Genomic DNA, 12,595 nt, shown 5'->3' with positions numbered 1-12,595 from the left:
ATGTCTTCATTACTATTCATCGTTAATGGTATAAGGGATTGCACTTTAACAGCTTAACTAGTTAAGAGCGTGGCAATAAAACTTCCCAGCCAGTGAGCCAGTGCACCCAGACGGTTTCATTCGGTGAGTATTCTAATTTATCATCATCTTCATCAAAAAACTCAGAAGCATTAATAATTTTACCGGAAGCCAATTCAACTTTTAAATCCACTGTCGAACCTTTATAAATAATATCGATAATTTTACCCGGTATCATGTCATTGGTATCTTCGACTTCTGACAGACTCCAGACGCGAATATCCTCAGGTCGAACGATTAAATGCAATTTATCTCCTGGTTTGTAATTATTGGTGTTTTTACAATGCAAAGGCATCGATTCAATGGTAGTTAGCAAGCTGTGTTCAGAGGCTTCTATCACTTCAATATCAAAAATATTGGTTTCACCTATAAACTGCGCCACATAAATATTTTTAGGCGTTTCATATACCTCCCTGGGCGTGCCAATTTGTTCAATATGGCCATGATTAAAAATCACGATACGATCAGACATGGAAAGCGCTTCTTCTTGATCATGAGTGACAAAGATAAACGTCATATTGAGTGTCTTTTGGAGTTGCTTTAACTCAGACTGCATGTCTTTGCGCAAGCGATAATCTAAAGAGCTTAGAGGCTCATCTAGCAATAAAACTTGTGGGCGGTTAATAATAGCTCGCGCGATAGCCACACGTTGCTGTTGCCCACCACTCAATTGTTTAATATTACGAGCTGCGAATGGCCCCAGCTGCACAAGACGCAGGGACTCTTGAACCCTTACTTTAATTTCTTTCTCGTTAACACCTCTGCAACGCAAAGCAAACGCTACGTTTTCATAGACTGACAAATGAGGAAAGAGGGCATAACTTTGAAAGACGGTATGGACATCCCGCTTCTGTGGGGGCAGGGCATTAACACATTGACCATTGATATAGATATGTCCCGCAGTGGGTTGTTCAAAGCCGGATATCAATCGTAATAAAGTGGTCTTGCCACAGCCCGATGGTCCCAGCAATGTTAAAAACTCTCCATTAAAAACGGATAAAGTGACATTATCGAGAATTGGCGATGAATTATAAGACTTATAAAGTTGTTTAATTTCTATAAGTGGCGTCATGGGCTCTGGTTTTAAAAAGGGCAATTATGAGGTCTGTGACCACACTTGTCCAGACCATTGTTTATTATAATGATAAAAAGCTAATTCTTTACCATAAGGAAACTGGCTGCGTTAGGGCTTGTATGCTGCATATTTCAGAAATACCGCCATTGTTGCAGACAATAACACCAGTCGCATCATCCACTTTCAAAACGCCGCCTTGCCACAGACAGCAACCTTGAATTTTTTGTAAATCCATCACAGCATGTCGAGTGCAATAGCAAGAGGAATAGTAACCATTCGAACAGACATAACGACCAGCGGAGGTATCACAATAATTAATGCCGCCCATGTTGCCGCAACAGTTCATTTTATCACAATCAGGTATATAGGTAGTGGAATTATCGCAGATCATTTTTACCCTTGCCCCACCGATTAATGAGGGAGTAACTATACAACAGGCAATAGCAATAAGCAGACTACACAATAACCGCATGGTTTATTCCAACAAGTGATTTTTTATTAAGAATAACATAGCTGGCAACAAAAAGAAGCTCTACATATTAAGGGTAAACAAATGCTTATCTGAGTGTCTGAGCCTTTTTGTGACAAAATATTGGACAAGAATTTACAGAGAAAAACTCTAGTGCCACATTCAGCAGATCCTTCAAGCGACTCTGTCGCTTTCAGGATGACGTGCTGGGCGTTTCCAGGATGACGTGCTGGGCGTTTTCAGGATGACATGCTGGGCGTTTTCAGGATGACATGCTGGGCGTTTTTAGGACGACATGCTGGGCGTTTTCAGGACGACATGCTGGGCGTTTCCAGGATGACATGCTGGGAGTTTTCAGGATGACGTGCTGGGCGTTTCCAGGATGACGTGCTGGGCGTTTCCAGGATGACGTGCTGGGCCGTTTCCAGGATGACGTGCTGGGCGTTTCCAGGATGACGTGCTGGGCGTTTTTCAGGATGACGTGCTGGGCGTTTCCAGGATGACATGCTGGGCGTTTTCAGGATGACATGCTGGGCGTTTTCAGGATGACATGCTGGGCGTTTTCAGGATGACGTGCTGGGCGTTTTTCAGGATGACGTGCTGGGCGTTTCCAGGATGACGTGCTGGGCGTTTTTCAGGATGACATGCTGGGCGTTTTCAGGATGACATGCTGGGCGTTTTCAGGATGACATGCTGGGCGTTTTCAGGATGACATGCTGGGCGTTTTCAGGATGACATGCTGGGCGTTTTCAGGATGACATGCTGGGCGTTTTGGGCATTTTTACCTCGTCATCCTGAAAGCAGCGAAGCTGCTTGAAGGATCTCAGCAGAATTTTAACGTCTCTCAATCAACCACAGGCTCCAAGGGCACCACGAGCCACATGATTAAATACACTAAAATAGCAGAGCCACCAAGTAAGAGAAGTAGGATAAAAATTAATCTCATTACTGTGGGATCCATATTAAAATAATTAGCCAATCCACCGCACACACCTGCAATCATTTTGTCGCGACGTGAACGATAAAGTCTTTTTTTAGAGTCTTGATTTGGAGGTAATTGTTTCATAGGGTATCCTTGATTGATAGTCTTGATGATTATTGTAGAACATTGATTAATGATAAAGAGAATAATCAGAGGAAGTAAAGAAAATAAAGCTAGTAATTAATACAGTTATAATTGCAATTTATGATGGTTGAAATGTAATTAATTTTCTTCCAAGGATGGGACAACGCCTGCTAATTCCTGTAAATCCAAATCCACTGCTTCAATTTTATGAAAACGTTGTGTTATCTTTTTGGCGGAAGTATTAACCTCAGACGCGTCTTGATGCGCCAAGTCAATATGTTTGGATAATTTATCCATACGTTTTTCAAAGCGTTGAAAGTCAGCAGCCAGCGCTTGTAAGTGTTTTTGAATAATATGAACATGTTTGCGTGTTTCATCATCTTTCAACACGGCCTTTGCAGTGGTTAATACGGCCATTAATGTGCTTGGGGAAACTAGCCACACTTTTAAACGTTGGGAAAGCGTTACAATCTCAGGATAATTGGCATGAATTTCTGCAAAAATGGCTTCTGCCGGAATAAACATTACTGCACCATCGGCTGTTTCGTTAGGAATAATGTATTTCTCAGCGATGTCCTTAATATGTTTTTGTAGATCTTGACGGAATTGTTGCTGCAGTGATTTTCTTTCTGCGGAGGCATTATCAGTGTTCATCAACTTTTGATAGGTTTCCAGAGGAAATTTAGCATCAATGACCACATTACCTGTTGGATCTGGTAAAAATAAAATACAGTCTGCTCTTTTTTGATTACTTAGAGTGTGTTGCATCCGATAATGGGTGCTCGGCAAAACATTAGCAATCAAAGTCGCTAGCTGCACTTCACCAAAGGCTCCGCGAGCGCGCTTGTCGACTAGCACATCTTGCAAGCTAACCACATGCGTTGATAGTTCAGTAATTTTTTTCTGGGCTTCATCAATAATGGTTAGCCGTCTGACTACATCCGTGAAGGTAGACGAGGTTTTTTCAAATCCCTCGGTAAGTTTATGGTTCACTTGTTGAGTCAGGCTGTGTAAATGATTACGTATCTCTTCAGTCAGCGATTGCAAATGGGAGGTTAAAGCGCTGGCATGCTGCTTAAAGCTATGGTTCATTTGTTCACGAACATCCGCCATTTGACGCTGGACTATTTCGCTAATGAGTTGCTGACTTGCCAGTTGACCCTGAGTTATTTTTTCATGAATGTGATGTTGACTGGTTTGGAAGGTTTGTTGTAAATCGAGATGCACCTGATGAAGTTGGGTTATAAATCCCTGTTGAATTTTTTCAGCTTGAGCTTCCGAAAGTGTGCATTGTTTTGCTTGACGCCAAAGGATCCAAAGTCCAAGAAAAACCTGGAGAACAAGCGCTAAGGCCATGCTCTCCAGAAGTGAAAATGAAGTAAGAAACGCCATGTTATCCTAAAGTTGTTAATTCAATGGGTGTATTATATTCATACACTGGCTTCAACTGACCAAAATCTATTAGATGAAGATAACCCAAATAATAAGGCGCTTTATAATCAGTTTTTAATTCAGAATCAAATGAAAAATTAATGGCATGTTTGCCTGGAGACAACCAAGCTGCAGACTGTACAGCGGTAATTGGATGAATTTTCCCTTGAGTGTCACTGCCAAAAAGAACAGCCTCTATCGCATAGCGACTACCTGTAGCTACTTCCACCTTGGCTGAAAAAGACAAGGGTTTATTCGGTATTGGTTTGATTTTGTAAATTGTGGCCGAAGGAATGACATAGGAAAACGCGGTATGAGCCTGCCGAATAATCGTTTGCTCACCCAGAAGCGTGGATGTTTCAACAGTAATATACCAATTTTCCCCTTGCGAGTTTTTGTTGGATTGTAAATCCACTTGCGCTTGATATAGATTATCAGCAACTTGTTCAAGGCTTATATTAGTAATTTCTCCGTCTGGACTAATTAGTGAAGCATTAATTTCATCAATAGGATAGTTTAATTCATCGTCACTTAAGTGGATGGTTATGTTTAATTTATCTCCATAATGATACCTTGCTTTATCGGATTCTACACTTAAATAAGTGGGAGCATTTCTGTCGTAAATATGAATAATGAAGGGACCATCATTCTCACTTAAGCGACCATTGCTGCTTAAAATAAATCTTCCTGAGCCTAATTCTGGTTTTAATTGCAAGGCAAGTAATTGTCCCGCCAGTGCAGTGTTTTTTAGTGCGTCGTTTTGTGAAAACAACTGTGATGCTTCCGCTAGAGTAAATTGCTTGCCCTGGCTGCTCTTAAGGTAAAAATTGACAGGAGATGGGGATGTGGCATTTACCTTCGCTATTTGAATGACAGCACCAGGTGCTTGTGTATGAATAGTAATACCTTCGTTTAGTTGCCGAGCTGTGGCTTTAATTCGATATTGTCGACTGATTTGCTGATGCATCACATTATCTCTTAACGGCTCATCCTCAGTGACCCAACTGGAATTTAAGTCCTCGTGAGATAAGTTTTCGCATTGAGCGCACTCATAAGGGACAACAGGTTGAGTAGGCAGAGTGATTGCAAATAATGGCGTAAACCATGTCGTAGTTGCCAAAAAAATTAAATGAGGTGATTTCATTGCAACGCTCCTTGAGCAATTAAGTCTGTACGAATAATGTTTTCAAAACCGAAGCATGAGTGTCTGCTTTGGTTGTGACTCAAAGGCGTTTGATCTTTTGTTTTTTGCCAATCATAAAACCATATCTTTCCGGCTGCTGCCTGTGAGCGACAATTTAGAAAACCATCTGAACAATGATCAAGGTAAATTTGTGTAATTTTCAATCCAGTGTTAAGGAGATAGCCATTGCAATAGCTAGCTTTTGCTAGAGGAGAGGCGGTTACATCTGTACCAATGATGACACGAAAGGGCACAGGAATAGAGGGACGACCGCTTGTGCCAAACAAGAGTTCAGCATTGTAGATTGCCATATCACCTATGCGCTGCTGTTTAACAGAATCATTTTTATAGCCCAATAACCAACCCACTTTTGACTCGAAACTCTGGCCATCAATGACCAAATCTGCTAAGGGTGTCCCACCACTTGATGGCGCGATGGCAATAATCTGGTTTATTTTTTTACCTATCGCTGCGTAACGAGCATCATAGCTGGGATTGGATAAAATCCAGCGCATAATATTGGAGCCGTTTGAATGAGTATAAATGATCAATTTGGTGATTTGTTTATTTTTAATGAAATTCAGCAGTTGGTTAGTTACACAACCTGCGGCATCCTCGTGCCACATGTAACGACTAAAATCACAAGCAACTACAATATGGTTTTCATAGTTAGGTAAGGCATTGGCTACAGCATCAATGAAAGCCCTTTTCCAATACCCGCCATCAGCATCTTCACGGTGATCATTCGTGCCGTGGATGAAGGCAATACCAATATTTTCAGCAAAAGAAGAGAAACTAAGGAGAGTACCAATCAATAAAAAAAGGCAGGCAAGAAAACGTCGTAAGTCCATTTGTTTTGTCCTTGTCTAAAACCCAAGCAATATCTATAACATACACTTGCTTTGTCCGGCAAGTGGTGGCGGAAGCTCCTCTTGGAGAGCCTGTTGCCTGACGTGATTCTTCAAGCAGCTGTGCTGCTTTCAGAATGACGTGCTTGAGGAGCCTGGTGCCTGACGTAATTCTTCAAGCAGCTGCGCTGCTTTCGGGACGACGTGCTTGAGGAGCCTGGTGCCTGAGGTAATTCTTCAAGCAGCTGTGCTGCTTTCAGAATGACGTGTTTTGGGGAGTCTGTCCTGAACGTCATCCTGAAAGCAGCGCAGCTGCTTGAAGGATCCCTGACAGTGGCACAACTCAATATAATGACCTATACAAGTCCTCCCATTGAGGATTAGCTACACTAATCAAGGCATCCTTCTTCTTTCGAGACCATCCTTTAATCTGTTTTTCTCTCGCAATAGCAACAATGATATTTTCGCAAGCCTCATAGTAGACTAAGCGATCCACATTGTACTTTTGAGTAAAGCCTCGTACCAGCTTATTCCTATGCTCATAAATGCGGCGTATTAAATTATTAGTTACGCGAGTGTATAAAACGTTGAGATGCTTATTGGTTAAAAGATAAACGTAAGACTCTGTATACATAATAACTTCCTGTTTGGTATGGACTGTAGGTGAGAACTAGCGTTCTGTGTAGAATAGTATACCTCTTGATTAAGATCCTTCAAGCGGCTCTGCCGCTTTCAGGATGACGTGGAGGCTGCCAGTTATTTTCAAGATGACGTGGAGGCTGCCAGTTATTTTCAAGATGACGTGGAGGTTGCCAGTTATTTTCAAGATGACGTGGAAGCTACCAGTTATTTTCAGGATAACGTGGAGGCTGCCAGTTATTTTCAAGATGACGTGGAGGCTGCCAGTTATTTTCAAGATGACGTGGAGGTTGCCAGTTATTTTCAAGATGACGTGGAAGCTACCAGTTATTTTCAAGAGGACGTGGAGGTTGCCAGTTATTTTCAAGATGACGTGGAAGCTACCAGTTATTTTCAGGATAACGTGGAGGCTGCCAGCTATTTTCAGAATGACGTGGAAGCTACCTATTTTTTTAGAATAATGGTAGCTTTTATTGTTAGTAGATCTTGCCTTAAGGGTTTTTTCTTAAAATCATTTTTTTATTTCTGAAGTAATAAAATTAGGATTTGCAATTAATGAGAAAATGCTAAACTTCTCTTTTTATTCAGAGAATTTGCTTGATGAGTCAAGATAGCATTTTAAAAGAAATTAGTGAATTACGAGAGCGCATTCGACTTTATGATTATCACTACTATGTTTTGGATGCTCCTTTAGTTCCTGATAGCGAATATGACCGCTGCTTTAAAGAGTTGCAGTGCCTTGAAAATGAGTTTCCTCAATACATTACTCCTGACTCACCAACACAACGCGTAGGTATTAGCCCTTCGGGTGCTTTTGAAGAGGTAGTGCACATCAAGCCGATGTTGTCTCTGGCAAACGTATTTACCACCGAAGAGTTACAAGCGTTTATGAAACGAGTCGCTGACAGATTGGAAGCTTCTGTAAACCATTTACTTTTTACCTGTGAGCCGAAACTTGATGGTCTTGCAGTTAACTTAACCTATAAAGAAGGCTTTTTAGCGTATGCTGCCACTCGTGGTGATGGTGCAGTGGGTGAAAACATCACCAATAATATCAAAACAATTGCTGCTGTCCCCTTAAAAATTTTGGCAGACCCCCCCCTGATTTGGTTGAAATTCGAGGAGAGGTCTACATGCCGAAAGCTGGTTTCGAAGCTTATAATGCAAAGGCCAGAATGACTGGCGAGAAGGTTTTTGCTAATCCACGTAATGCTGCTGCAGGAAGTTTACGGCAGTTGAATGCGGCAATTACGGCTTCTCGCCCCTTGGCTATTTACTACTATGGCATTGGTGCCTGTGAAAATTTTGAATTACCAGATAGTCAATTTGCTCAACTCGAACTGCTTAAGCGCTGGGGGTTTAGAGTATCCAGCGAAACTCAGAAAGCAACAGGTTTGCAGGGGTGCCTTGACTACTACAATGCCATGTTAAAGCGTCGACTGGATTTACCTTATGAAATTGATGGCGTGGTTTATAAAATAGACAGTATCAAATTGCAGCGTGAACTAGGATTTGTCGCGCGTGCTCCTCGTTTTGCCTGCGCTCATAAGTTTCCCGCCAGTGAGGAAATAACAGAGCTGTTAGCGGTTGACTTTCAAGTGGGGCGTACGGGCGCCTTAACACCCGTTGCCCGTTTAAAACCGATCAGCGTGGCTGGTGTAACCGTTAGCAATGCCACGCTGCATAATATGGATGAAATTCAGCGCAAGGATATACGTATTGGTGACACGGTTATTGTCCGTCGTGCTGGCGATGTAATCCCTGAGGTGGTTTCCGTGGTAGTAGAACGACGTCCCTCAGAAACACACCTCATTCATTTACCTGCTCATTGTCCTGTATGTGGGGCAGATGTTATCCGTGAAGAAGGTGAAGCGGTTGCACGCTGTACCGGTGGCTTGTTTTGCAGCGCTCAACTAAAACGTATGCTTTGGCATTTTGCCTCAAGAAAAGCCATGGCTATTGATGGTTTGGGGGCCGGAATTATCGAGTTGCTGGTTGAGGAAAATTTAGTGAAAGATGTTGCTGATCTCTATACCTTAGATTTGGAAACACTGGCAAATCTTCCTCGAATGGGTAAAAAATCCGCAGAGAATTTACTCGAAGCCCTGGAAAAAAGTAAAAATACCACGTTTCCCCGCTTCTTATACGCGCTAGGTATACGAGAAGTAGGTGAGGTCAGTGCGCGAGTTCTGGCTACGGCGTTTCCGGATATTGACTCCTTAAAGGCTGCTTCTGTTGAACAGTTAATGGGGTTGAAGGATATTGGGCCAGTCTGCGCCCACCATGTGGTGCACTTTTTTGCGCAGACTCACAATGGTGAGGTTATTGATAAACTATTGGCTTATGGAGTGCATTGGCCTCAGGAAGAATATAAGCCTGTTGATGAGCAGCATCCATTTTTTGGTAAAACGCTGGTTCTTACGGGTACGTTGAACAGCATGGGGCGAGAAGAGGCAAAGGCTCGTCTTATAACAGTCGGGGCTAAGGTTTCTGGCAGTGTTTCTCGTAAAACTGACTTTGTCATTGCAGGAACGGAAGCGGGCTCTAAACTGGATAAAGCGCTGGAGTTGGGTGTTAGGGTACTGAATGAAGATGAATTTCTTGCTTTGCTCACTTGACTAAAAAGGCACGGACTTCCATCATAATGATTTTAAATTTCAGGAATTTTGCTTTGGAAGTACTTGGCAGATTAAGGATAATGGTTATTTTACTGCTAAGTACGGGCTTCTCTTGGGCCGGTAACTGGGTTTTAAATAATCCTTATCCAGATGATGATGCTTTGGCAAAAATCTATTATTCCTCTTTTGCCGAACAACCGAAAACACTTGATCCTGCGAAGTCGTACTCCAGTAATGAATACCAGTTTACTGCGCAGATCTATGAACCCCTTTTACAGTACGACTATTTTATAAGACCCTATAAATTGATACCTTTAATCGCTACCTCAATGCCTGAAGTGCGCTTTCTTGATAAGAACCGGCAACCTTTACTTAATCCCAATCCAGCGGATATTGCCTTTTCTGTCTATACCATTCACATTAAACCAGGTATCTATTTTCAACCTCATCCAGCGCTGGCTAAAAATCAGCAAGGAGACCATTTATATTTTAATCTTGATGCCGATTATCTTGAAGACCATGATATTAACAAATTGTCTGATTTTAAGCATACGGGGACGCGTGAATTAATTGCAGATGATTATCTTTATCAAATCAAACGCTTGGCAAGTCCTTCCGTTAACTCTCCAATTTATGGGTTAATGAGTGAGCATATTGAAGGTTTTCGTGATTTTGGTAAGCATTTACCTCGAGGAGGTTTTGTGGATTTAAGAAAATATCCCATGAAAGGCCTTCATAAAATTGATGATTATACTTTTGAAATCACCATAAACAATCTGTATCCACAATTTATGTTTTGGTTGGCGATGCCTTTTTTTGCGCCAATACCTTGGGAGGCCGATAAATTTTACTCCCAACCCGGCATGGATGATAAAAATTTAAGTTTTGATTGGTATCCCATAGGTACTGGGCCTTTCATGCTTACTGAAAATAATCCAAATCGTCGCATGGTTTTAAGCAGAAATCCCAATTTCCGTGATGATTTTTTTCCCACCCATGGTTCTGTAGCGGATGAAAAAGAAGGCTTTTTACAACATGCTGGTGAGAAACTTCCTCTAATTAATGAAGCGGTGTTTATTCTGGAAAAAGAATCCATTCCCCGATGGAACAAATTTTTGCAAGGCTATTATGATTTATCCGGCATTAGTGCCGACAGCTTTGATCAGGCCATTCAAATTAATTCTGCAGGTGAGCCTACATTAACGCCAGCGATGCGGAAGAAAAAAATACGTTTGGTACAAACGACGGATCCTACTATTTTTTACTTAGGATTTAATATGCTGGATTCCGTGGTAGGAGGAACCAGCGAAAGGGCACGTAAACTTCGTTTAGCCATTTCTATTGCGGTTAATTATGATGAATACATTGCGATTTTTTATAATGGTCGTGGTAAAGCGGCACAAGGCCCGATTCCTCCCGGAATTTTTGGTTATAAAGAAGGAAAGGAGGGTATTAATCCCTATGTTTATCTCTGGGAAGAGAATAAACCCAAACGCCGTCCTATTGAAGATGCCAAACGTTTTATGCGTGAAGCAGGCTACCCTAATGGCATTGATCCAAAAACCCACCGGCCACTCATTTTACACTATGATGCGCCTATTTCTGGTGGGCCTGACGATAAAGCGATGCTTGATTGGATGCGTAAGCAATTTGCCAGCATAGGAATTGATTTAAACATTCGTGCAACGCAATACAACCGATTTCAGGATAAAATGCGAAGTGGGAATGCGCAAATTTTCAGCTGGGGATGGCATGCTGATTATCCTGATCCTGAAAACTTTTTGTTCATGCTTTATGGCCCCAATAGCAAAGTCAGCCACAATGGAGAAAATGCTGCGAATTATAAAAATCCGCGCTTTGACAGGTTATTTGAATTAATGAAAAACCGCAGCAATGATGCTGAGCGTCAAAAAATAATTGATACTATGGTAGGAATGGTAAGACACGATGCGCCCTGGGCGTGGGGAATCAATACTCAAAGTTTGATATTAAGTCAGCAATGGGTTTCTCCCACCAAACCCAATACCATTGGTACCAGCGGGTTAAAATACATGGCCATTGATGTAGAGCAACGCAATCAGTTGCGTGAACGATGGAACAAGCCCGTGCTTTGGCCGGTCGGTCTGTTAGTATTGATGGTTATTTTGTTACTATTACCTTTACTTTTTGCCTATTACAAAAAAGAACGGCGTAGTGTCCCGAGAATATTATGATTCAATATTTATTCCGTCGAATCCTCTATGCAATTCCCATTTTATTAGGAATTAATATCATTACTTTTGCGCTATTTTTTATGGTTAACTCTCCTGATGATATGGCACGTATGCAGCTTGGGGAAAAACACGTAAAGCCTCAAGTCATTCAACAATGGAAGGTACAACATGGTTATGATTTACCCTTATTTTATAACGTTGATGAAACAAGTCTGAAAAAAATTACGCAAACCCTTTTCTTTCAAAAATCCTTGAAATTGTTTGCTTTTGATTTTGGTGTATCCGATGCAGGTCGGGATATCAGTTATGATATCTCTCACAGGATGTGGCCAAGTCTTGCCATTGCCCTTCCCGTGCTGATTTTAGGCATGATAGCAAACATTATATTTGCCATGGCGATGGCCTTCTTTCGTACGACCTATCTTGATATCAGCGGTGTGGTTTTATGCATCATTCTCATGTCTATTTCCAGTTTGTTTTACATTATTGGTGGACAATATCTCTTTGGTAAAGTGTTACGGTTAGTACCTATTTCTGGCTATGACAGTGGTTTGGACAGTATTAAGTTCATTATATTACCAGTGCTTGTTGCGGTCATTGCTGGTTTGGGAGCAGGTTCCCGTTGGTATCGTAGCCTATTTTTAGAGGAGATGAATCGGGATTACGTAAAAACTGCCAGAGCGAAGGGATTGTCTGAAGCGAAGGTATTGTTTCGCCATGTGCTCAAGAATGCCATGTTACCCATTCTCACTGGAATTGTGGTTTTAATTCCCTCACTCTTTATGGGAAGTTTGGTTTTGGAATCTTTTTTTGGTGTACCGGGATTGGGAAGTTATATTATAGATGCCATTCAACAGCAGGATTTTGCTATTGTAAGAGCAATGGTATTTTTAGGCTCTGTTCTTTATATCGTTGGTTTGGTATTGACTGACATTTCCTACACGCTGGTCGACCCACGGGTGAGGTTTAGCTAAC

The 12,595-nt window shown here is 41.7% G+C and carries 10 protein-coding genes and 1 pseudogene; 4 read left to right on the top strand and 7 right to left on the bottom strand.

Annotated elements, in window-relative coordinates:
- Positions 1–61 precede the first annotated feature (61 nt).
- From potA to clem_RS08830, 7 genes are all read right to left on the bottom strand, one after another.
- On the bottom strand, positions 62–1,150 hold the full coding sequence (gene potA / locus clem_RS08865) for a spermidine/putrescine ABC transporter ATP-binding protein PotA (protein WP_094091222.1): 1,089 nt from the start codon (positions 1,148–1,150) through the stop codon (positions 62–64).
- A gap of 88 nt (positions 1,151–1,238) precedes the next feature.
- Positions 1,239–1,544, bottom strand: a complete 306-nt coding sequence (locus clem_RS08860; protein WP_232505614.1) for a neurogenic locus notch — start codon at positions 1,542–1,544, stop codon at positions 1,239–1,241.
- A 922-nt stretch (positions 1,545–2,466) separates the two neighbouring features.
- The gene (locus clem_RS08850) at positions 2,467–2,688 is read right to left on the bottom strand and encodes a PspC domain-containing protein (RefSeq protein WP_094091219.1); all 222 of its coding nucleotides are present in this window, start codon (positions 2,686–2,688) and stop codon (positions 2,467–2,469) included.
- A gap of 138 nt (positions 2,689–2,826) precedes the next feature.
- The gene (locus tag clem_RS08845) at positions 2,827–4,080 is read right to left on the bottom strand and encodes a DNA recombination protein RmuC (RefSeq protein WP_094091218.1); all 1,254 of its coding nucleotides are present in this window, start codon (positions 4,078–4,080) and stop codon (positions 2,827–2,829) included.
- A gap of 1 nt (position 4,081) precedes the next feature.
- A complete protein-coding gene (locus tag clem_RS08840; protein ID WP_094091217.1) occupies positions 4,082–5,263 on the bottom strand; it encodes a DUF4785 domain-containing protein in 1,182 nt (393 codons plus the stop codon).
- A complete protein-coding gene (locus clem_RS08835) occupies positions 5,260–6,153 on the bottom strand; it encodes a hypothetical protein (RefSeq protein WP_094091216.1) in 894 nt (297 codons plus the stop codon). Before clem_RS08835 ends, clem_RS08840 begins: the two co-directional genes overlap by 4 nt.
- Positions 6,154–6,493: 340 nt before the next feature.
- The gene (locus clem_RS08830) at positions 6,494–6,784 is read right to left on the bottom strand and encodes a GIY-YIG nuclease family protein (protein ID WP_094091215.1); all 291 of its coding nucleotides are present in this window, start codon (positions 6,782–6,784) and stop codon (positions 6,494–6,496) included.
- A 108-nt stretch (positions 6,785–6,892) separates the two neighbouring features.
- Here clem_RS08830 and clem_RS08825 point away from each other — a divergent pair, with 108 nt between their 5' ends.
- The 4 genes and pseudogenes from clem_RS08825 to clem_RS08810 all read left to right on the top strand — a co-directional run bounded on the left by clem_RS08825 (position 6,893) and on the right by clem_RS08810 (position 12,594).
- Positions 6,893–7,318 carry a hypothetical protein gene (locus clem_RS08825; RefSeq protein ID WP_094091214.1) on the top strand — a complete coding sequence of 142 codons (426 nt, stop codon included), beginning with the start codon at positions 6,893–6,895 and terminating at the stop codon, positions 7,316–7,318.
- A 71-nt stretch (positions 7,319–7,389) separates the two neighbouring features.
- Positions 7,390–9,407, top strand: a pseudogene (ligA, locus tag clem_RS08820) (NAD-dependent DNA ligase LigA).
- An 80-nt stretch (positions 9,408–9,487) separates the two neighbouring features.
- Positions 9,488–11,620 carry an ABC transporter substrate-binding protein gene (locus tag clem_RS08815; RefSeq protein WP_094092321.1) on the top strand — a complete coding sequence of 711 codons (2,133 nt, stop codon included), beginning with the start codon at positions 9,488–9,490 and terminating at the stop codon, positions 11,618–11,620.
- The gene (locus clem_RS08810) at positions 11,617–12,594 is read left to right on the top strand and encodes an ABC transporter permease (RefSeq protein WP_094091213.1); all 978 of its coding nucleotides are present in this window, start codon (positions 11,617–11,619) and stop codon (positions 12,592–12,594) included. Before clem_RS08815 ends, clem_RS08810 begins: the two co-directional genes overlap by 4 nt.
- The last annotated feature ends 1 nt before the right edge of the window (position 12,595 follow it).

The organism is Legionella clemsonensis, from assembly GCF_002240035.1.
Taxonomy (GTDB): domain Bacteria; phylum Pseudomonadota; class Gammaproteobacteria; order Legionellales; family Legionellaceae; genus Tatlockia; species Tatlockia clemsonensis.
The sequence above is the reverse complement of the archived record's forward strand: the minus strand, read 5'-3'. Positions and strand labels throughout refer to the sequence as shown.